Consider the following 19,923-nt stretch of genomic DNA (forward strand, 5'->3'; position numbering starts at 1 on the left):
TGGAATCCCCTGTGGCCAACCCGAGTCAATCCGCCGCACTAGATACGTGCATGCCCTAGGGCGTTCGCCGGGACGACACTGGTGTGTGTCGCGCGCTCTCGCGTCTAACCAGCAGCGCTCGCCTCTGCCGCCGCCTTCCGCAAGCACGCCTGGCACAGACAATCCTCGCCCTTGACCGGCATCGGCAGGCGCGCGGTTTCCTCCGCGCACCAGCAATTGCCGGAGAGATCGCAGCCGAACTCGGTGCCGCAGCGGGAGCAGGCCAGGCGGCGCGGTTCCGGCGAGGGAATTTCTTTCGGAATTGTCATGATTTGCCCAAAAGCTGCGCCGTCATTTTCATGTCGGGTTCATCTGTTGCTGCGGTATATTATGCGCCGCGCACGCATCAGGAAAGCGGTTGGCAATCCGCGAAGGACAAATCGATGGCCCGCGATTCGCAAGCCGCCCTCGTTGCGCTCAACCGCTTTGGCTTCGGCGCCCGTGGCGGCGCATCGGGTGATCTCATCAACGCCGCCTCCGATCCCCGAGGTTTCGTGAAGGCGGAACTGGCCCGTGCCAACGGCGTGCTGCTGGAGGCGCCGGGCCTGCAATCGACGCCGCAACTCGGGCAGGCGGTGTTCGCTTATCAGGATCAGGTCAAGCAGGCGCGCGAGGCCGCCGCCAAGGCCGGCACGCCGCCCGAAGCGCCGCCACCGCAGGCGCCAACCGATCAGAAGCCCGCCCTGCGCCGCAATCTCTCGCTCAATACCGCCGCAACCGAGATCGCCGGCCAGATGGCCGACGCGAAGCCAGCCGACAATGCAGCGAAGCCCGAGACCATGCAGCCGAACGCGGCCCCGCCGCCGGCGGCAAAGCCCGCGCCGCAGCCGCTCAACGTGATTCAAAAGACCTTTCGCGCCGAGGCGCTGGCGCGCCTGCAGCGCGCGACGCTGGTCGAGTGCGGCTTCACCGAGCGTCTCGTCGTGTTCTGGTCCAATCATTTCTGCATCTCCGCGAGCAAGGGCGAGCTGGCGCGGATCTGGGCCGGCGCGTTCGAGCGCGAGGCGATCAGGCCGCATGTGCTAGGACGCTTCGCCGACATGCTGAAGGCCGTCGAACAGCATCCGGCCATGCTGTTCTTCCTCGACAACCAGCAATCGCTCGGACCGGACTCGCGCGCGGGCCAGAACCGCAAGCGCGGGCTCAACGAAAACCTCGCGCGCGAGATCATGGAGCTGCATACGCTCGGCGTCGGCGGCGGCTACACGCAGGACGACGTCACCTCGCTCGCGCGCATCATCACCGGCTGGACCTTCGCCGGAAGGCAGGGGCAGCTCGGCACACCAGGCTCCTTCGTGTTCAACACCAATGCGCACCAGCCCGGACCGCAAATGCTGCTCGGCAAGACCTATGAGCCGACCGGCCTGGCGCAGGGCGAAGCCGCGCTCGCCGACATCGCGCGGCATCCTTCGACGGCGAATTTCATCGCCACCAAATTCGTCCGCCATTTCGTCGCCGACGATCCGCCGCCGGCTTTGGTCGCGCGGCTGCGCGATGTCTTCGTCAAGACCGATGGTGACCTCAAGGCGATGGCGACGGCGCTGGTCGATTCCGACGAGGCCTGGAAGGCGCCGCTGACCAAGATGCGCTCGCCATATGATTTCCTGGTCGCGAGCGGCCGGCTGCTCGCGCGCGTGCCGGAGGACCCCGGCGGCTATCTGAACAATCTCAATTTGCTCGGCCAGCCCATGTGGTCGCCGGCGGGGCCCAACGGTTTTCCGGACACCAGCGCCGCCTGGGCCGCGCCCGAAGGCATGAAGCTGAGGCTCGACATCGCCGCGCAGATGGGTGCGCGACTTGGGCCCAACATCGATCCGCTCGACCTGCTCGAATTCGCCGCGGCCGATGCGGCCTCGATCGAAACGCGCAAGACCATCGAGCGGGCGGAGTCGCGGCAGCAGGCGCTGGCGCTATTGCTGATGTCGCCGGAAATGCAGAGGAGATGATGATGATCGACTGCGTCGAGAACCGGCTCCTTACCTCGCGCCGCGGCCTCTTGCTCGGCGGCGCCTCCTTCGTGGCGTGGGCTTACCTGCCGAAATTCGCGCGCGCGGCCGGCGGACGCGATCCCAGATTGATCGTCGTGATCCTGCGCGGCGCGCTCGACGGGCTCTCGACCGTCGCGCCGCTCGGCGACCCCGACTACGCCGGCCTGCACGGCTCGATCGCGCTCACGGCTGATGGCGCGCATCCCGCGATCATGCTCGACAGCTTCTTCGCGCTGCATCCGGCGATGCCGGAGTTCGCACGCATGTATCGCGACAAGCATGCCGCGGTGATCCATGCGGTGGCGACGCCCTATCGTGACCGTTCGCATTTCGACGGGCAGGACGTGCTCGAAAGCGGCTATGCCGGTCCGGGCCGCGTGCAGTCCGGTTGGCTCAATCGCGCGCTCGAAGCGCTCCCGCGCGGCGAGCGCGTGTCGAGCGGGCTTGCCGTCGGGCCGACCACGCCGCTGGTGCTGCGCGGCAACGCGCCGACGGTCGGCTGGGCGCCGGTCGCGCTGCCGCAGGCCGATGACGACACCGCGATGCGGCTCGTCGATCTCTACCGCCACCGCGATCCCGCGCTGGCCGCGGCGCTGTCGCAAGGTCTCCAGCTCGACAAGGTCGCCAGTGGCGACGACATGAAGCCGAAGGGCGGCAATCAGGTCGCGCAGATGCGCCAGGTCGCGCGCGGCGCCGCAAAGCTGATGGCGGCCGACGACGGTCCGCGCATCGCCGCGCTCGCCTTCGACGGCTGGGATACGCATGCCAATGAGGGCGGCCCGGTGGGGCGTCTCGCGTTCCTGCTCGGCGGGCTCGACGGCGCGCTCGCAGAGTTCGAGAGCGGCCTCGGCGACCGCTGGCGCGACACCGTCGTCGTCGTCGCCACCGAGTTCGGCCGCACCGCGCGCATCAACGGCACCGACGGCACCGACCACGGCACCGCCACCATCGCGCTGCTCGCCGGCGGCGCGGTGAAAGGCGGCCGCGTCATCTCGGATTGGCCGGGCCTGAAGCTCGCGAACTTGTATGAGGCCCGCGACCTCAAGCCCACGACGGATCTGCGCGCGGTGATCAAAGGCGTGCTGCAGGATCAGTTCGGCCTGTCCGATCGCGTGCTGGCGGAAACGGTGTTCCCGGATAGCGCAAGCGCAAGGCCGATGAAGGGGCTAGCTGCCTAGCCGTCATTCCGGGGCGCGCGTCAGCGCGAACCCGGAATCCATTCATCCGCAAACTCCGCCGCAAAATGGATTCCGGGCCCGCGCCTTGCGGCGCGTCCCGGAATGACGACATGATGAGCCGAACATCAGGAGAGACCACCCCCCATGTACATCGCCATGAACCGCTTCCGCGTCGCCAAGGGCTCCGAGTCCGCCTTCGAGCAGGTCTGGCTCACCCGCGACACCCATCTGGACAAGGTGCCGGGCTTCGTCGAATTCCATTTGCTGCGTGGGCCGGAAGCCGAGGATCACACGCTGTACGCCTCGCACACCGTGTGGGCGAACCACGCAGCGTTCGAGGCCTGGACCAAGTCGGAGGCTTTTCGGGCCGCGCATCACAAAGCTGGCGACAACAAGCCGCTGTATCTCGGCCATCCCCAGTTCGAGGGTTTTGAGGTGATGCAGACGGTCGGACGCGGCGCGAAGTAGCGCCGCGCCGCAGAGATCAGCGCCGCAAGTCTCAGCGCAGCGTGATCCTGTCGATCTCGGCCATCTCCTCAGCGCTGAGCTTCCAGGCGATCGCCTTGACGTTCTCCTCGATCTGCTCGACGCGGGTCGCGCCGGCAATCACGCTCGACACTTGCGGGCGCGCGGCGAGCCAGGAGAAGGCGAGTTCCAGCATCGAATGGCCGCGCGCTTTCGCGAAGGCCTGGAGCGTCTCGACGATGTCCTCGTTGCGCGGCGTGACGTAGCGGTCGCGCAGCCGCGGCACCTTGCCGAAGCGGGTGTCGCCGGGTGCGGCCTCGCCTTTTTTGTACTTGCCGGTCAACAGGCCGCTCGCGAGCGGGAAGAACGGCAGCAGGCCGAGCTTGTATTCCGTTGCGGCCGGCAGCAGGTCCTTCTCGATGTCGCGCACGAGCAGGGAATATTCGTCCTGGCAGGAGACGAAGCGGCTGACATTCATCGCGCGCGCGACGTACTCCGCTTCCGCGATCCGCCAGGCCGGGAAGTTCGAATTGCCGATGTAGCGGACCTTGCCCTGGCGGACGAGATCGTCGAGCGCGCGCAGGCTCTCCTCGATCGGCGTCAGCGGGTCATAGTCGTGCTGCTGGTAGAGATCGATGTAATCGGTCTTCAGCCGCTTGAGGCTCGCTTCCACGGCCTCCATGATGTAGCGGCGCGAGGCGCCCTGCTTGGTGCCGTCCTCGGCCATTGGCTTGGCGTATTTCGTCGCCAGCACGATGTCCTTGCGACGATCGCCCAGCACCGTGCCGAGCACGGTCTCCGAGCCGCCCATGTTCGAATAGATGTCGGCGGTGTCGAACAGCGTGATGCCGAGGTCGAGCGCGCGATGGATCACCTTGCGCGAGGTCTCGAGGTCGGTGCGCTGGCCGAAATTGTTGCAGCCGAGCCCGACCGCGGACACGCGAAGGCCGGAGGCGCCGAGATTGCGAATTTCCATGAAAGATCCTGTCGGAGATGAGCGGCAGTCATTCTGACCGCCGTGCGCCGCAGCAGCAAGCTGCCCGCCGCGCTGCTGCCATGCCGACAGCGCGCACAAAAAAATGCGGCCCCTGTCAGACGCGGCGACTGACGGGGACCGCTTTGGGGCGCTTGATCGGTGACGGGGGGCCTGATCAGACGCAGCTGCAGCCTAGTCCCGCTATGTAACGTGCGGGTGACAGGCCGACTTATCCACAGGGTGTGCGCGGATCAGAAGATCTTGCGATAGACGATGAAGCCGGACCGCTCCGCGACCTTGTCGTACAGGCTTTGCGCGGTGACGTTGGTCTCGTGCGTCTGCCAGTAGACCCGCGGCGACCCCGCCAGCTTGGCGCGCTCGTAGACGCCGTAGATCAGCGCCGAGGCGACGCCCTTGCCGCGCGAGGCCTCGAGCGTGAACAGGTCCTGCAGATAGCAGGACGGCTCGATCGCGGTGGTGCTGCGATGGAACAGATAGTTCGTCATGCCAAGCAGCTTGCCGTCGCTCTCGGCGACCAAGCCATGCACCGGCTCATAGGCATCGAAGAAGCGCTGCCAGGTCATCCGCGTGATCTCCGGCGCAAGTGCGGTCGGGCCCGAGCGGCCGTAGAAAGCATTGTAGCCGTCCCACAGCGGCAGCCACTGATCGTAGTCCTGCCTCGTGACGGAGCGAATGGTGAGCGACATGTGAGAATTCCGCGATCGATGAAGCGTCCTTCATACGTGATGAAGGGCGCGTCGATCAATCGCCAGTCGCGTCACTCCGCGGCCCGCAAGTAACGGATCAGCCTGCGGCCTGTGGGATCGCGCAGCGAGCGGTAGTAGTCGGCACGCGCCGGCGCATCGGTGTGGCGCACGAGGTCGGTGACCGGCGTATAGCTCAGCATGCGCCCGCCGTCGGGCAGCGCGGCGCAGACGAAGCGCAGCACCTCGCCATTGCGCAATTTGATGTTGATCGGCGTCGCATCGCCGACCCGCACCATCTCCATGCGCTGTGCGATGAAGGTGCTGAGCTCGTCCTCGGGCAATTCGAACGCGCCGGTGTCGCGGCTGTGATACATCAGCGCGATGAAGGGCGGCTTGCCGTCGGCGATGTCGTCCGGCACCGCAAAATAATCGCGGAAGGCGCGGTTGATGAATTCGGCGCGCGTCTCCGTGTCGAGCAGCACGATGCCGATATCGACCTGGTCGAGCGCGGCCGACAGGCGCGCGGCGGTGGCGTGGCTCTGGCGCTCGGTGGCGAAGGCGGCGAGCAGCCGCTCGCGCATCAGGCCGGTGATTCCTGCGGTGCCGAAGGCCGTCACAGCGAGCAGGCCGACCAGATCCGCGCTGGCATGGAGGGGCACGGCGCGATGGCCGGCGAAGAACAGTGCTGCGCCGGCGACCGCGAGGGCCGCACTGGTCATGGCGGAGGCGAAACCCGCCAGCGCGCCGGCAAGCGCGACGACGCAGACGAACAGCGGTGCAGGCGAGGGAATGTGAACGGAGCGATCGAGCAGGATCGCCAGCAGCGTGATCGCTACCGTCAGCATCGGACCGGAGATCGCACGCCATCCGAACCGCATCTCGTTCCTCCCCGAACGAGGGAACGCTGCAACACTGACCGATTGTTGCGCCGGCGCGGTGAGGAATCGTGTGGAGTGCTTAAGGGCGGCTTGCTAGGGCGCGCCAAGCTTTCGGATGATTTTAGACCAAATGCGAATGCCTGAGGCGCTGCTGCGACGCCGGGGCATTCAGCGTCGAGATGCCCGAGCTCTTGCGCATGCCGGTGAAAATCAACAGCGACGCCGCGACCAGGATGGCCGCGGTCAGGGTAATTGCAACGACGACCACAGGTGATTTCATCGACGTCCCGTCGCGATGCCGGTCAGCGCGGGGCGCGCGGCACCTTGAAGGCGGTCCAGGATGAAACGGGAATCAGACCGGCAGGCCCATCGCCATGGTCGCCTTGGTCGACAGCACTGTCAGGGTGACGATCAGGCACAGCGAGAGTGCGGCGACGGCGAGCGAGGCCGCGACCGCGTTGGTCAGCCGGGAAGACGAAACGGTAGCGGGTTGGCCCTGAAAGCCTGCCGTGCCGGACGCCCGAATCATGGTCTAAATCCTTCAACGTGCGAGCGAATCACCCGCGACGCAGAACAATTTCACCATTTCAACCGGCAATATTGCGGCGGTCGGCGCGCCGAATATGGCGGGATCGCGGCAAAGGTTAACGATATACCCGCTATTTCTTAACGCTTTGAGTGGTTGTGGATCCGTCGAGCCGCGAACTCGGTGCACCTCTCCCGCTTGCGGGGGAGGTCGGCGCGAAGCGCCGGGAGGGGGCTCTCTCCGCATCGGGAGTATCCCGTCGCGGAAACACCCCCACCCCAGCCCTCCCCCGCAAGCGGGAGAGGGAGCGCACCTTCTTCGTAGCGGCAAACAAGCCCGGTCTTCCGTGCTTTTCAGGCCCCCGCCGCGATGCTGGCGGGGTTGTCGATGTCGGCCGGACGCCAATCCATCGACACGAAGCCGGGCGCGGCCTCGACGCGCTTCAGCCAGTCCCGGATCGCCGGGAAGGTCGAAAGGTCGAAGTCGCAGCGGTCGGCGAGGTGGGTGTAGCCGTAGAGCGCGATGTCGGCGACCGTGAGCTGGCCGGCGGCGAAGTAGGGGGTGGTCTTGAGGTGGTTCTCCATCACCTGGAGCGCGCCATAGCCGCGCTCCATCCAGTCCTCCAGCGCGTGGGTCTGCAGGTCGCGGCCGCCCTTGACCAGCGACAGCCAGAAATAGGCGGCGCCGATATTCGGCTCGAGCGCGTGCTGCTCGAAGAACATCCATTGCAGCGCCTCGGCGCGGTCGATGCGGTTCTCCGGTGCGAGCGGCGTGCCGACGGCGACGTACCAAAGGATGGCGTTGGACTCGGCGAGATAGCGGTCCCCGCCGACCTCGAGCAGCGGCACCTGGCCCGACGGGTTCTTGGACAGGAAGTCCGGCGTGCGGCTCTCGCCGCGCAGAATGTCCACCTCGACCGCTTCGTAGGGCAGGTTCAACAGCGCCAGCGCAAGGCGGACCTTGTAGCTGTTGCCCGAGCGTTGCATCGAATAGAGCTTGTACATTCTGGGAGTTCTGAACCTGGGACGGGGAAGCGCGGCGCATCCTGCCCACGCGCCGCGGCTAAACAATGATGCCGATGCGAATCCGCCGCAAGAGCCGGCCCATAGAAAAACTCGAAAACCCTACCGCACTGCAATGCCGCGGAAGATCATTTCCACGCAACGCTGCAAGTCAGATCACGCTTGCGTCAACGCGTGGACGCGTTGCGCCGCGCATCGTGTGAGACGTTGAGCGGCCGTGATCGCGCCGGGCGTTAACGATCGGCGCGAGGCTCCCGGGCGTCCTCGGAAACGTCAGCCTCGTGGTCGGTTCTCGGCGGTCCGAACGGCCTGAAATTGCTCCGAGGACAAGCCTTGCTGGATATGAGCGGTTTGCGCGGCAAAGTTACGGAAAATTGCGGGAAATCGTGCCTCGAAGCGGCGGAATCCGTAAACTTTTGCGGGATCGGGCCGAAGTTTCTTGCGGTGCAGCGGCACACGTTTTAGGGTGGCTCCATTCCCACAATCACAGTCGTGAGGCCAAAGGGTTCACGACGCTTGTCAGGAGATGACGATGTCCTTCCTTGCCGCTGCGCTCGACCGTGTGAAGCCGTCCGCGACCATCGCGGTCACGGATAAAGCACGCGCGCTGAAAGCGGCGGGCCGCAACGTCATCGGCCTCGGTGCCGGCGAGCCCGACTTCGACACGCCCGCCAACATCAAGCTGGCGGCGATCCGCGCCATCGAAGCCGGCAAGACCAAGTACACCGCGGTCGACGGCATCCCCGAGCTGAAGGAAGCCATCATCGCGAAGTTCCAGCGCGAGAACGGCGTCGTCTACAAGCCGAACCAGATCATCGTCGGCACCGGCGGCAAGCAGGTGCTCTACAATGCGCTGATGGCGACCATCAATCCGGGCGACGAGGTGATCATCCCCGCGCCCTATTGGGTCAGCTATCCTGAAATGGTGGCGCTCGCCGGCGGCGAGCCGGTGCCGGTGGTCTGCACCGCCGCGGCCGGCTTCAAGCTGCAGCCCGAGGCGCTCGAGCGCGCGATCACGCCGAAGACCAAATGGGTGATCCTGTGCTCGCCGTCGAACCCGACCGGCGCGGCCTACACCCGTGCCGAGCTGAAGGCGCTCACCGACGTGCTGGTCAAGCATCCGCATGTCTGGGTGATGACCGACGACATGTACGAGCACCTTGTCTATGACGACTTCCAGTTCACCACGGTCGCGCAGGTCGAGCCTAGCCTCTACGACCGCACGCTGACGGTGAACGGCGTATCGAAGGCCTATTGCATGACCGGCTGGCGCATCGGCTACGCCGGCGGCCCCGCCCAGCTCATCAAGGCGATGTCGACCATCCAGTCGCAGTCGACCTCGAACCCGTGCTCGATCGCGCAGTGGGCTTCGGTGGAAGCGCTGAACGGTCCGCAGGACTTCATCCCCGCCAACAACAAGGTGTTCAAGGAGCGCCGCGACCTCGTCGTCTCCATGCTCAACCAGGCGAACGGCATCGAGTGCCCGCGTCCCGAGGGTGCGTTCTACGTCTATCCGTCCTGCGCCGGCACGATCGGCAAGAAGGCGCCGTCGGGCAACGTGATCAGCAATGACGAGCAGTTCGTCACCGAGCTGCTGGAGACCGAAGGCGTCGCCGTGGTGCAGGGTTCGGCCTTCGGCCTCGGCCCGGCCTTCCGCATCTCCTATGCGACCAAGACCTCGGACCTCGAAGACGCCTGCAAGCGCATCCAGCGCTTCTGCGGCAATCTGCGGTAAGCCGAAGACAGTGCGAATTGGAAAGGCCCGCTTCGGCGGGCCTTTTTTTGTTTGCACGCCTATCGTCGCGCGCGATCTGGCAACTCCAAAACTCTTGTGGCATAGACCATCGCGCAACACGGGTGGGGTGCTCTCTCTGCTCGCATCATACAAAGCCGGAGATATTTCATGCGCCGTTCGTTCATCTTCGCCGGGCTCGCCGCTGCCAGCCTCGTTGCCTCCGTCGCAAGCAGCAGCGCGCAGCAGCAGCGGATGGTCCGGGTCGGCGTGCTCGAATGCCGCGGCGGCGCCAGCGTCGGCTTCATCGTGGGATCCGTGACCAATCTCGGCTGCGTGCTGCGCGCCGACGGCTTGCCTGAAGACCGCTATGTCGCGACGATCCGGAAAGTCGGCCTCGACATCGGCATCACCCAGGAGACCACGCTGGCGTGGGGCGTGTTCGCGCCGGTCGACCGGCTCGGCCCCGGCGATCTCTCCGGCAATTACGCTGGCGCGCAGGGCAGCGCCTCGGTCGGCGTCGGCCTCGGTGGCAATGTGCTGGTCGGCGGCTCCAACAACTCGATCGCGCTTCAGCCGCTGAGCGTGCAGGGCCAGGTCGGCCTCAACATCGCTGCCGGCCTCGAAAGCCTGGAACTCCGTCCGGGCCGTTAACACTTTTGCGTGTGATCGCGCCGCGCGAAGCGGCGCGATTTTACTGACGACGCACCGCAGCGACGTTTGACGCTTGCCAAATCTAGGGGACGGGCAGAGCATCTGCGTTTGCCGACCCAATCATGGGCCGAGCTCCACACCAAGGAGGCGGCGAAATGGGACAAGACGTCAGAAGTCCCCGAGGTCCACGGTGCATCGCGCTGGTGGGCCCTTTCCAAAGCGGTAAAACCACACTTCTTGAAGCAATATTGGCGCGAACGGGCGCAATCCCGCGCGCCGGCAGCGTCGACGCCGGAACTTCCGTCGGCGACGCCACCCCGGAGGCCCGTCATCACAAGATGACCGTCGGCCTCACTGCCGCCACCACGAGTTTCATGGGCGACAGCTACACCTTCCTCGATTGTCCCGGTTCCGTTGAGTTCGCCCACGACATGCGCGCCGCGCTGCCCGCGGTCGATGCCGCGATCGTGGTCTGCGAGGCCGACGAGAAGAAGCTGCCGCAGCTTCAGATCATCCTGCGCGAGCTGGAGGAGCTGAAGATCCCGCGTTTCCTGTTCCTCAACAAGATCGATCGCGCCAGCCAGCGCGTCCGCGAAACCCTCTCGATGCTGCAGCCCGCCTCGCGCGTGCCGCTGGTGCTGCGCCAGATCCCGATCTGGAAGGGCGAGCTGATCGAGGGCTTCGTCGATCTCGCGCTGGAGCGCGCCTTCATCTATCGCGAGCACAAGGCCTCCGAGGTGATCGCGCTCGCAGGCGGCGATCTCGACCGTGAGAAGGAAGCCCGCTTCTCGATGCTGGAGAAGCTCGCCGACCACGATGACGCGCTGATGGAGCAGCTGCTGGAGGACATCCAGCCGCCCCGCGATGCCGTGTTCGACGATCTCGCCCGCGAACTGCGCGAAGGGGTGATCTGCCCGGTGCTGCTGGGCGCGGCCGCACGCGAAAACGGCGTGCTGCGCCTGATGAAGGCGCTGCGCCACGAGGCGCCCGGCGTCGCCGAGACCGCAAAACGTCTCGGTGCGCCCGAGAGCAAGGACGCGCTCGGCTACGTCTTCAAGACGCTGCATTCGCAGCACGGCGGAAAGCTGTCGCTGACGCGGTTGCTCGCCGGTCATCTCGACGACGGCGCCACGCTGCAATCCTCCTCCGGCGGCGCGGGGCGCATCTCCGGCATCCTCGCCGTCAACGGCGCCTACGACACCAAGCGTGCATCGGCGGAAGCCGGTGACACCGTGGCGCTCGCCAAGCTCGATCCGGTCAAGACCGGCGACATGGTCTCGAGCGGCAAGACGCAGCCGGCGGCGCTGGTCGCTGCGGAGCCGACCTCGGCCGTGCTCGCGATCTCGGTCGCGGCCACCGACCGCAAGGACGACGTCAAGCTCGGCCAGGCGCTGATGCGGCTGCACGAGGAGGATCCCTCGCTCCTGATCGTGCAGAACCCCAAGACCCACGACACCGTGCTGTGGGGCCAGGGCGAGATGCACCTGCGCGTCGCCAGCGAGCGCTTGCGCGACCGCTTCGGCGTCAAGGTCACCTCGCATCCGCCCGCGATCGGCTATCAGGAGACCATCCGCAAGCCGATCACCCAGCGCGGCCGGCACAAGAAGCAGTCCGGCGGTCATGGCCAGTTCGGCGACGTCGTGCTCGACATCAAGCCGCTGCCGCGCGGTGACGGCTTCAAGTTCGCCGAGAAGGTGGTCGGCGGCGCGGTGCCGCGCAACTACATCCCGGCGGTCGAGGAAGGCGTCGTCGACGGGCTCACACGCGGTCCGCTCGGCTTCCCCGTCACCGACGTGCAGGTGACGCTGACCGACGGCTCCTATCACAGCGTCGATAGCTCCGATCTCGCCTTCCGCACGGCGGCGCGGGTCGGGCTCAACGAAGGCCTGCCGCAATGCCAGCCGGTGTTGCTGGAGCCGATCCACGTGGTCGAGATCGTCTGTCCGACCGATGCCACCGCCAAGATCAACGCGATCCTGTCGGCGCGGCGCGGGCAGATTCTCGGCTTCGACACCCGCGACGGCTGGAGCGGCTGGGACTGCGTCCGCGCGATGATGCCGGAAGCCGAGATCGGCGAGCTTATCGTCGAGCTGCGTTCGGCCACCGCCGGCGCCGGCAGCTTCACCCGCACGTTCGACCACATGGCCGAAGTCACGGGCCGCGCCGCCGACCAGATCATCGCCGCGCATCAGCACGCGGCGTGATCTGAATCGCGCAGTAAGGGACGCGCACTCTCTCACACCCTCTCCCCGCTCTTTGCGGGGAGAGGGTGGGGTGAGGGGCTGTTTCCACGCGTGCGGTGAACGTTGGACTCTCGCGCTCTCCTTCCCTCCGTCATTGCGAGCGCAGCGAAGCAATCCAGACTGTCTCCGAGGGGGCGGTCTGGATTGCTTCGTCGCAAGAGCTCCTCGCAATGACGGAGGAGACAGCCAGGCAGTCTCTTGCATTCGCCCTTTAATGATGTATTTTACATCATTGTATATGTTCTAGATATCACTTATAATCCCTGACACGTAAGGCCAAGGTGATCACCTCGTTCCAGATGCGGGCGGCCCGCGCGCTGCTCGGCATCGACCAGAAAACCCTGGCTGAGCTCGCCGGCGTGTCGCTGCCGACCATCCAGCGGATGGAGGCATCGACCGGCAACGTGCGCGGCGTGGTCGAGACCTTGATGAGGGTGGTCGAGGCGTTCGACCGGGCCGGCGTCGAGCTGATCGGCGAGCAGGCGCGCAGCGACATAGGCGGACGCGGGGTTCGGCTGAAGGAGCCGGGGCCGCCGCGTCGGGTGGGGGCGTGATCTCAAGATGATCATGCCGGGAGCAGTTTGAACTAACGCACCGTCGCGCCGACGCACGCGGCCGCACGATGCATCGGAGCGTTGTGCATGAGCATCACCAGCGATTACGCAAGCCGGCTGCACCAGCTGCGCCAGCCGACCTTTGCCGAACTGTATTTGCCGAAGCTCGTCACCGTCTGGCGCGAGGGCTACGACCTGTCGGATTTTCGCGCCGACGTGTTCGCGGGCCTCACGGTGGCGATCGTCGCGCTACCGCTGTCGATGGCGATCGCGATCGCTTCGGGCGTGACGCCGGACCGCGGCCTCTACACTGCTGTGGCCGGCGGCTTCATCGCCTCCCTGCTCGGCGGCAGCCGGTTCCAGATTGGCGGACCTGCCGGTGCGTTCATCGTCTTGGTCGCAGCGACCGCGGAGCGGCACGGCGTCGACGGCGTGATCCTCGCCACCATGATGGCGGGCCTGTTCCTGATCGCCGCAGGGCTCCTGCGCGTCGGCACCTACATCAAGTTCATTCCCTATCCGGTGACGGTCGGCTTCACCGCCGGCATCGCCGTGATCATCTTTGCGAGCCAGCTCCGCGACCTCGGCGGCATCACGCTCGCGGGCAAAGAGCCCAGTGAGTTCGTTCCAAAGCTCGTCGCGCTCGCGGGCGGCCTGCACACCATCAATCCGTCGGCCGTCGCGGTCGCGCTCGTCAGCATTGCCATCATCGCGGCCTTGCGGGTCTGGCGGCCGTCCTGGCCCGGCATCCTGATCGCGGTCGTGTTCGCGGCCGTCATATGTGCGGTGTTCTCGCTGCCGGTCGAGACCATCGGCTCGCGCTTCGGCGGCATCCCGCGCGAATTGCCGTCGCCGGCGCTGCCCGCGTTCTCGCTGGAGAAGGCGAAAGCGGTGCTGCCGGACGCGATCGCGTTCGCGCTGCTGGCCGCGATCGAATCGCTGCTCTCGGCGGTGGTGGCCGACGGCATGACCGGACGCCGTCACCGCTCCAATTGCGAGCTGGTCGCGCAAGGCGCGGCCAATATCGGCTCGGCGCTGTTCGGCGGCATCTGCGTCACCGGCCTGATCGCGCGCACCGCCACCAACATCCGCGCCGGCGGGCGCGGGCCGATGGCGGGCATGCTGCATTCGGTCTTCCTGCTGCTGTTCATGCTGATCGCAGCCCCGCTCGCCAGCTACATCCCGCTCGCCGCGCTCGCCTCGGTGCTCGTGGTGGTCGCCTGGACCATGGCGGAGAAGCAGGAGTTCGCGACGCTGCTGCGCTCTTCCTGGGGCGACGCCGTGGTGCTGCTCGCGACCTTCCTGCTCACGATCTTCCGCGACCTCACCGAAGGCATTCTGGTCGGCTTCGCGCTCGGCGCTGTCCTGTTCATCCACCGCATGGCGGAGATGACCGGCATCGAGGAACGCACGCCGCTGGTCGCCGCCGACCGCCCCGACGACGGCAATGGCGATCGCGTGCCCTATGATCCCGCCCTCGCCGTCGACCGTGACGTGCTGGTCTATCGCATCTCCGGCGCGTTCTTCTTCGGCGCCGCCTCGGCGATCGGCGGCGTGCTCGACGGCATCGCCGACAAGCACAAGGCCTTCGTGGTCGATTTCGCCGCGGTGCCGTTCCTGGACTCGACGGCGGCGAACGTGCTCGGGCGGGTCGCCGCCAAGGCCCACCGCCAGGGCATCAGGCTGTTCATCACCGGGGCCTCGCCCACGGTCCGCCGCGCGCTGCTCACCCATGGCGTGACGCCGCCGCGCGCGCGCTATCGCACGAGCCTCGAGCGCGCCGTCGCCGACATCAAGAGCAGGGCGGCCGACGAGCCCGCGGCGGGCTGACCGCGCGCACGTCTCGCGCCGGGCGGTTTGATCGATGCCTGTCGCGGCGTCGCGATGCGGCGCCCGCGCGCTTGACAGCGCCCGCGGGACGCGAAATGGATCGTCACGGAAACGACCGAGGGGAAGGACGACCGTGACCAAGGCTCCCGCAGCCTGTCTGATCGGATGGCCGGCTGCGCATTCGCGCTCGCCGCTGATCCATCATTACTGGCTGCGCACGCTCGGCATTGCAGGCGGGTATGTCATCGAGGCGGTTCCTCCGGAGGATCTGCGCGACTTCGTGCTGCGGCTCTCGCTGCGCGGTTTTGTGGGTGCCAACGTCACCATCCCGCACAAGGAGGCCGTGCTGGCGCTGTCGACACCCGATGCGCGGGCGAAGGCGGTGGGCGCCGCCAACACGCTGTGGTTCGAAGACGGCGAGCTGCGCTCGACCAACACCGACGTCGAAGGTTTTATCGGCAATCTCGATGCCAGCGCGCCCGGCTGGGACAAGGCGGAAGAGGCGCTGGTACTTGGTGCCGGCGGCTCCTCCCGTGCCGTCGTGTTCGGCCTGCGCGAGCGCGGCATCAAGCGCATCCACCTCGCCAACCGCACCATCGCGCGGGCGGAGACTCTCGCAAGACAATTCGGTCCGGACGTGCATCCTGTTGCGTGGGACGCGATCGGCGACGTGCTGCCGCGCGCAAAACTTCTCGTGAACACGACCTCGCTCGGCATGCACGGCCAGCCCTCCCTCGATGTCGACGTGTCGCGCCTGCCGCAAGAAGCCGTGGTCGCCGATCTCGTCTATGTTCCCCTGGTGACGCCGCTGCTGGCTGCAGCGCAGGCGCGCGGCCTGAAGACCGCCGACGGGCTCGGCATGCTGCTCCACCAGGCGGTGCGCGGCTTCGAGCTGTGGTTCGGCCGGCGGCCGCAGGTCACGGCTGAGCTGCGCGCATTGGTCGAGGCCGATCTCACAAAGACTTGAGAGAATAGCGGGCGGTCTTCCGGAGTTTCTCTCTCCGTGGGGACAATCGGAGACCGTCATGACTATTGAACGCGTAACTTTCACACGCCCGCTCATCGCCGTTGCGATGGTGGCCCTCTCGACCATCCATGCCTTCGCGCAGAAGGCGCCGGTGCCGACGCGCGTGCGCGGCACCATCGAAAGCGTCAGCGGCGACACCATGCAGGTCAAGTCGCGCAGCGGCGAGGACGTCAAGCTCCACATCGCCTCCGACGTGCGCGTCTCCGGGATTACGAAGATCTCGCTCGCCGACATCAAGGTCGGCTCCTTCGTCGGCGCCACCACCGTGCCGGGACCGGATGGCGGCAACAATGCCGTCGAGGTCCATGTCTTTCCGGAAAACATGCGCGGCACCGGCGAGGGCTCGCGGCCCTATGACCTCAGGCCGAATTCGAGCATGACCAACGCCACGGTGTCGGAGAGTGTTGTCGGCAATGACGGCCATACGCTGCTGGTCAAGTACAAGGACGGCGAGAAGAAGGTGTTCGTCTCTGCCGATACGCCCGTCGTCACCTACGTGCCCGGCGACAAATCCGATCTGAAGACCGGCGCCAAGGTCATCGCCTTCATGAAGCAGCTGCCGGACGGCTCGTTCGAGACCAACCGCGTCAGCGTCGGCCGCGACGGCCTGACGCCGCCGATGTGAGACGCGCGTACAGCGGCCACAAGTTCCGCCGTCGTCCCGGACAAGCGCCAGCGCAAATCCGGGACCCATAACCACAAGACGAAGTTTGGTGCGAAGCAGGTCACTCCGAGTCCCCGTAGCCACGTCCGCCTGTGGCTATGGGTCCCGGATCTGCGCGCGCTTGAGGCGCTCTTGTCCGGGACGACGGCCGTTATTGCAGCTGTATCCCGGCAAACTCCTTCACACCGCAATGACGTGATCGTCGATTTCGTCGATCCGGTTGACGCCGCACAGGCCCATGGTGGTGAGCAGCTCTTTCTGGATGATGTCGATCGCCTTGGCGACGCCGGCCTGGCCGCCGGCACCGAGGCCGTAGGCATAGGCGCGGCCGATCATGCAGGACTTTGCGCCGAGCGCGAGCGCACGCATCACGTCCTGGCCGGAGCGGATGCCACCGTCGAACATGATCTCCATCTTGTCACCGACGGCATCGGCAATCTCCGGCAGCACCTCGATCGAGGACGGCGCGCCGTCGAGCTGTCGGCCGCCATGGTTGGAGACGACGAGCGCCTGCGCGCCGGTCTTGGCGGCTTCCTCGGCGTCCTCGACATCCAGAATGCCCTTGATGATCAGCTTGCCTGGCCAGATGCTCCGGACCCACTCGACGTCCTTCCAGTTCAGCGACGTGTCGAACTGGGAGGCGGTCCACTCGGCGAGGCGGTTGAGATCTTCGGTGTTCTTCACGTGGCCGGCGATGTTGCCGAAGGTGCGGCGCTTGCCCTGCAGCACGCCGGAGACCCAGGCCGGCTTGCTGGCGAAATCCAGCAGCTTCGACAGCGACCATTCCGGCGGCACCGTCATGCCGTTCTTGATGTCGGCGTGGCGCTGGCCGATCACCTGTAGGTCGACCGTGAGCACCAGCGCGCTGCACTTGGCGGCGATGGCGCGCTGGATCAGGTCCTTGATGAAGCCGCGGTCCTTCATCACGTAGAGCTGGAACCAGAACGGCTTCTCGACATTGGCGGCGATGTCCTCGATCGAGCAGATCGACATGGTCGATTGCGTGAACGGGATACCGGCGGCCTGCGCAGCGCGGCAGGCGTAAATTTCGCCGTCGCCATGCTGCATGCCGAGCAGGCCCACGGGCGCGAGGATCAGCGGCATGGTCGAGGGCTCGCCGAGGATCATGGTCGAGGTGTCGCGCTTGGAGACGTCGACCAGGATGCGCTGGCGGAACTTGATCGCCTGCATGTCCTCGCGGTTGGCGCGTAGCGTTTCCTCGGCATAGGAGCCGCGGTCGCAATAGTCGAAGAAGGCCTTCGGCACGCGGCGCTTATGCAGCGCGCGAAGATCGTCGATACAGGTGATGTGCTTCATGAACGTTTCCCCGGCCCGTCTTTTACCCAAGTGTCTTGCATCGGAAGATCGAGGGGTCATCTAGCATGGTTGGATGCACAGCCAAATCGTTTGAGAGGAGGGTGCCATGACGAGGCCGCACGCGAGACCTTCGCCGAAAGAGATCAAGGAGAAGAAGGACCTCGAGGACGCGCTGGAGGAGGGGCTGGAAGAGACCTTTCCCGGTTCCGATCCCGTCAACGTCACCCAGCCGGCGCCGAGCCGTGGCGACGGCCATGTGAAGCGCTCGGATTAGGGCAAGTTCCGTCTGCTTTCCGCTGGTCACGCCGGAACTATAATGTTAACAATGTGTTACCGAAGCGATCGCGGAGTCGGTTCCGTAATGATTCATCATATTTTTTGAAGCCAAGTTAGCCGCGATGGCTTTATAAGACCTCGGCAAATCAGGGATGCGGGGCCCGTTCGGGCAGCCCGTGGTTGCAGAGGGGAGTCCCTGGTTGTTGCTTGGGGGACGATATGAGTCGCAAATATTTCGGGACGGACGGGATTCGGGGCCGCGCCAACGGACTGATCACGCCGGAACTCGCGCTCAAGGTCGGCCAGGCCGCAGGCCTTGCGTTTCAGCGCGGTGACCACCGCCACCGGGTCGTGATCGGCAAGGACACCCGCCTGTCCGGCTACATGATCGAATACGCGATGGTCGCGGGCTTCACCTCGGTCGGCATGGACGTGCTGCTGGTCGGCCCGATGCCGACGCCGGCGGTGGCGATGCTGACCAAGTCGATGCGCGCCGATCTCGGCGTGATGATCTCGGCCTCGCACAATCTGTTCGAGGACAACGGCATCAAGCTGTTCGGGCCGCAGGGCTTCAAGCTCTCCGACGACGTCGAGCGGCAGATCGAGCAGCTGCTCGACGAGCCCATCGACAAGCGGCTCGCACAGAGCGCGAGCCTCGGCCGCGCCCGCCGCATCGACGGCGTGCATGACCGCTACATCGAATTCGCCAAGCGCACGCTGCCGCGCGATCTGTCGCTCGAGGGCTTGCGCGTCGTGATCGATTGCGCCAACGGCGCCGCCTACAAGGTGGTGCCCGAAGCGCTGTGGGAGCTGGGCGCCGATGTCGTTCCGATCGGCGTCGAGCCCGACGGCTTCAACATCAACAAGGATTGCGGCTCGACCTCGCCGGAGGCGCTGTCGAAGAAGGTGCGCGAGATGCGCGCCGACATCGGCATCGCGCTGGATGGTGACGCCGATCGCGTCATCCTGGTCGACGAGCGCGGCCATGTCGTCGACGGCGACCAGCTGCTCGCGGTGATCGCGCAGAGCTGGAAGGAAGACGGCCGCCTCTCGCGTCCCGGCATCGTCGCCACCGTGATGTCCAATCTCGGCCTCGAGCGCTTCCTCAAAGGGCAGGGGATCGATCTCGTGCGCACGCCGGTCGGCGACCGCTACGTGCTCGAGCAGATGCTGAACGGCGGTTACAATCTCGGCGGCGAGCAGTCCGGCCACATCATCCTGTCCGACTACGCCACCACCGGCGACGGTTTTGTCGCTGCCCTGCAGGTGCTCGCGGTGGTGCAGAAGCTGCGGCGTCCCGTGTCCGAGGTGTGCCATCGCTTCGATCCGCTGCCGCAGATCCTCAAGAACGTCCGCCACAAGGGCGGCAAGCCGCTCGATGATTCCGACGTCAAGTCGGCGATCTCCGATGGCGAGAAGCGCCTCAACGGCCACGGCCGCCTCCTGATCCGCTCCTCCGGCACCGAGCCGGTGATCCGCGTCATGGGCGAAGGCGAGGACCGCCATTTGGTCGAGGACGTCGTCGACACCATCGTCTCCGCGCTGGGCCAGGCCGCGGCTTGAGGCGAGCTTTCTTCCTTCTCCCCTTGTGGGAGAAGGTGGCGCGAAGCGCCGGATGAGGGGTCTCTATCCGCTTGCACAATCAGCAATGCGACGCGCGGATAGAGACCCCTCACCCGGCTCGCCGCTAACGCGGCGAGCCACCCTCTCCCACAGGGGAAGAGGGTAAGAGAGGTCCTGACCGGCTACATGGGTAACAGTCTAGACCGGCGACATGGGTAACAGGTCAATTGGTCGGCAAGGAGGGCCTTGCCGATGGGTTGGAAGGAGACCTGTGCCATGGACGA

At 66.1% G+C, this 19,923-nt stretch carries 20 protein-coding genes; 12 read left to right on the top strand and 8 right to left on the bottom strand.

Features of this window, described 5'->3' with window-relative positions; translation table 11 throughout:
- Positions 1-104: 104 nt before the first annotated feature.
- Positions 105-308 carry a cysteine-rich CWC family protein gene (locus JQ635_RS38420; protein ID WP_211414956.1) on the bottom strand — a complete coding sequence of 68 codons (204 nt, stop codon included), beginning with the start codon at positions 306-308 and terminating at the stop codon, positions 105-107.
- Between the two features lie 114 nt (positions 309-422).
- Here JQ635_RS38420 and JQ635_RS38425 point away from each other — a divergent pair, with 114 nt between their 5' ends.
- From JQ635_RS38425 to JQ635_RS38435, 3 genes are all read left to right on the top strand, one after another.
- A complete protein-coding gene (locus tag JQ635_RS38425; RefSeq protein ID WP_211414957.1) occupies positions 423-1,985 on the top strand; it encodes a DUF1800 domain-containing protein in 1,563 nt (520 codons plus the stop codon).
- 2 nt (positions 1,986-1,987) lie between these two features.
- Positions 1,988-3,205 (top strand): DUF1501 domain-containing protein, encoded by a 1,218-nt coding sequence (locus tag JQ635_RS38430; protein WP_211414958.1) that lies wholly within the window; start codon positions 1,988-1,990, stop codon positions 3,203-3,205.
- A 144-nt stretch (positions 3,206-3,349) separates the two neighbouring features.
- A complete protein-coding gene (locus tag JQ635_RS38435; protein WP_130365379.1) occupies positions 3,350-3,673 on the top strand; it encodes an antibiotic biosynthesis monooxygenase family protein in 324 nt (107 codons plus the stop codon).
- A 31-nt stretch (positions 3,674-3,704) separates the two neighbouring features.
- Here the strand turns inward: JQ635_RS38435 and JQ635_RS38440 are convergent, their stop codons facing one another.
- The 6 genes from JQ635_RS38440 to JQ635_RS38465 all read right to left on the bottom strand — a co-directional run bounded on the left by JQ635_RS38440 (position 3,705) and on the right by JQ635_RS38465 (position 7,761).
- Positions 3,705-4,646, bottom strand: a complete 942-nt coding sequence (locus JQ635_RS38440) for an aldo/keto reductase (protein ID WP_211414959.1) — start codon at positions 4,644-4,646, stop codon at positions 3,705-3,707.
- A 251-nt stretch (positions 4,647-4,897) separates the two neighbouring features.
- Entirely contained in the window at positions 4,898-5,353 is a 456-nt protein-coding gene (locus JQ635_RS38445; RefSeq protein ID WP_211414960.1) for a GNAT family N-acetyltransferase, read from the bottom strand.
- A 71-nt stretch (positions 5,354-5,424) separates the two neighbouring features.
- Complete coding sequence (locus JQ635_RS38450) at positions 5,425-6,231, bottom strand: PAS-domain containing protein (protein WP_211414961.1); 807 nt, start codon at positions 6,229-6,231, stop codon at positions 5,425-5,427.
- Between the two features lie 121 nt (positions 6,232-6,352).
- The gene (locus JQ635_RS38455) at positions 6,353-6,511 is read right to left on the bottom strand and encodes a hypothetical protein (protein WP_211414962.1); all 159 of its coding nucleotides are present in this window, start codon (positions 6,509-6,511) and stop codon (positions 6,353-6,355) included.
- Between the two features lie 72 nt (positions 6,512-6,583).
- Complete coding sequence (locus JQ635_RS38460; protein ID WP_007596747.1) at positions 6,584-6,760, bottom strand: hypothetical protein; 177 nt, start codon at positions 6,758-6,760, stop codon at positions 6,584-6,586.
- Positions 6,761-7,110: 350 nt separating this feature from the next.
- Entirely contained in the window at positions 7,111-7,761 is a 651-nt protein-coding gene (locus JQ635_RS38465; RefSeq protein ID WP_211414963.1) for a glutathione S-transferase family protein, read from the bottom strand.
- A gap of 550 nt (positions 7,762-8,311) precedes the next feature.
- On the opposite strand from JQ635_RS38465, the gene JQ635_RS38470 reads away from it, so the two are divergent.
- The 7 genes from JQ635_RS38470 to JQ635_RS38500 all read left to right on the top strand — a co-directional run bounded on the left by JQ635_RS38470 (position 8,312) and on the right by JQ635_RS38500 (position 16,444).
- Positions 8,312-9,514, top strand: coding sequence for a pyridoxal phosphate-dependent aminotransferase (locus JQ635_RS38470; protein ID WP_211414964.1), 1,203 nt, complete (start codon positions 8,312-8,314; stop codon positions 9,512-9,514).
- Positions 9,515-9,682: 168 nt separating this feature from the next.
- Positions 9,683-10,165, top strand: coding sequence for a DUF992 domain-containing protein (locus tag JQ635_RS38475; protein WP_211414965.1), 483 nt, complete (start codon positions 9,683-9,685; stop codon positions 10,163-10,165).
- Between the two features lie 155 nt (positions 10,166-10,320).
- A complete protein-coding gene (locus tag JQ635_RS38480) occupies positions 10,321-12,369 on the top strand; it encodes an elongation factor G (RefSeq protein ID WP_211414966.1) in 2,049 nt (682 codons plus the stop codon).
- A 320-nt stretch (positions 12,370-12,689) separates the two neighbouring features.
- On the top strand, positions 12,690-12,962 hold the full coding sequence (locus tag JQ635_RS38485; RefSeq protein ID WP_211414967.1) for a helix-turn-helix domain-containing protein: 273 nt from the start codon (positions 12,690-12,692) through the stop codon (positions 12,960-12,962).
- 87 nt (positions 12,963-13,049) lie between these two features.
- Positions 13,050-14,792, top strand: coding sequence for a SulP family inorganic anion transporter (locus tag JQ635_RS38490; protein WP_211414968.1), 1,743 nt, complete (start codon positions 13,050-13,052; stop codon positions 14,790-14,792).
- Between the two features lie 133 nt (positions 14,793-14,925).
- Positions 14,926-15,759: a shikimate dehydrogenase gene (locus JQ635_RS38495; RefSeq protein WP_211414969.1), complete on the top strand. Its 834-nt coding sequence runs from the start codon at positions 14,926-14,928 to the stop codon at positions 15,757-15,759.
- A 58-nt stretch (positions 15,760-15,817) separates the two neighbouring features.
- Positions 15,818-16,444, top strand: coding sequence for a hypothetical protein (locus tag JQ635_RS38500; RefSeq protein ID WP_211414970.1), 627 nt, complete (start codon positions 15,818-15,820; stop codon positions 16,442-16,444).
- A 219-nt stretch (positions 16,445-16,663) separates the two neighbouring features.
- On the opposite strand, the gene JQ635_RS38505 is transcribed toward JQ635_RS38500, so the two are convergent.
- On the bottom strand, positions 16,664-17,800 hold the full coding sequence (locus tag JQ635_RS38505; protein WP_211414971.1) for an alpha-hydroxy acid oxidase: 1,137 nt from the start codon (positions 17,798-17,800) through the stop codon (positions 16,664-16,666).
- A gap of 106 nt (positions 17,801-17,906) precedes the next feature.
- Between JQ635_RS38505 and JQ635_RS38510 the strand changes: the two genes are divergently transcribed.
- A complete protein-coding gene (locus JQ635_RS38510) occupies positions 17,907-18,074 on the top strand; it encodes a hypothetical protein (protein WP_211414972.1) in 168 nt (55 codons plus the stop codon).
- Between the two features lie 221 nt (positions 18,075-18,295).
- Complete coding sequence (gene glmM, locus JQ635_RS38515) at positions 18,296-19,639, top strand: phosphoglucosamine mutase (protein ID WP_211414973.1); 1,344 nt, start codon at positions 18,296-18,298, stop codon at positions 19,637-19,639.
- Positions 19,640-19,923 lie beyond the last annotated feature (284 nt).

This window comes from Bradyrhizobium iriomotense (genome assembly GCF_018130765.1).
GTDB classification, from domain to species: Bacteria; Pseudomonadota; Alphaproteobacteria; order Rhizobiales; family Xanthobacteraceae; genus Bradyrhizobium; species Bradyrhizobium iriomotense_A.

Bases quoted from the DNA above. Each gene is read 5' to 3' on its own strand.
- JQ635_RS38500 (WP_211414970.1), top strand. From the start codon at position 15,818: ATGACTATTGAACGCGTAACTTTCACACGCCCGCTCATCGCCGTTGCG.
- JQ635_RS38435 (WP_130365379.1), top strand. From the start codon at position 3,350: ATGTACATCGCCATGAACCGCTTCCGCGTCGCCAAGGGCTCCGAGTCC.
- glmM (WP_211414973.1), top strand. From the start codon at position 18,296: ATGAGTCGCAAATATTTCGGGACGGACGGGATTCGGGGCCGCGCCAAC.
- JQ635_RS38510 (WP_211414972.1), top strand. From the start codon at position 17,907: ATGACGAGGCCGCACGCGAGACCTTCGCCGAAAGAGATCAAGGAGAAG.
- JQ635_RS38420 (WP_211414956.1), bottom strand. From the start codon at position 308: ATGACAATTCCGAAAGAAATTCCCTCGCCGGAACCGCGCCGCCTGGCC.
- JQ635_RS38440 (WP_211414959.1), bottom strand. From the start codon at position 4,646: ATGGAAATTCGCAATCTCGGCGCCTCCGGCCTTCGCGTGTCCGCGGTC.
- JQ635_RS38445 (WP_211414960.1), bottom strand. From the start codon at position 5,353: ATGTCGCTCACCATTCGCTCCGTCACGAGGCAGGACTACGATCAGTGG.
- JQ635_RS38475 (WP_211414965.1), top strand. From the start codon at position 9,683: ATGCGCCGTTCGTTCATCTTCGCCGGGCTCGCCGCTGCCAGCCTCGTT.
- JQ635_RS38490 (WP_211414968.1), top strand. From the start codon at position 13,050: ATGAGCATCACCAGCGATTACGCAAGCCGGCTGCACCAGCTGCGCCAG.
- JQ635_RS38505 (WP_211414971.1), bottom strand. From the start codon at position 17,800: ATGAAGCACATCACCTGTATCGACGATCTTCGCGCGCTGCATAAGCGC.
- JQ635_RS38450 (WP_211414961.1), bottom strand. From the start codon at position 6,231: ATGCGGTTCGGATGGCGTGCGATCTCCGGTCCGATGCTGACGGTAGCG.
- JQ635_RS38455 (WP_211414962.1), bottom strand. From the start codon at position 6,511: ATGAAATCACCTGTGGTCGTCGTTGCAATTACCCTGACCGCGGCCATC.
- JQ635_RS38480 (WP_211414966.1), top strand. From the start codon at position 10,321: ATGGGACAAGACGTCAGAAGTCCCCGAGGTCCACGGTGCATCGCGCTG.
- JQ635_RS38470 (WP_211414964.1), top strand. From the start codon at position 8,312: ATGTCCTTCCTTGCCGCTGCGCTCGACCGTGTGAAGCCGTCCGCGACC.
- JQ635_RS38460 (WP_007596747.1), bottom strand. From the start codon at position 6,760: ATGATTCGGGCGTCCGGCACGGCAGGCTTTCAGGGCCAACCCGCTACC.
- JQ635_RS38430 (WP_211414958.1), top strand. From the start codon at position 1,988: ATGATCGACTGCGTCGAGAACCGGCTCCTTACCTCGCGCCGCGGCCTC.
- JQ635_RS38425 (WP_211414957.1), top strand. From the start codon at position 423: ATGGCCCGCGATTCGCAAGCCGCCCTCGTTGCGCTCAACCGCTTTGGC.
- JQ635_RS38465 (WP_211414963.1), bottom strand. From the start codon at position 7,761: ATGTACAAGCTCTATTCGATGCAACGCTCGGGCAACAGCTACAAGGTC.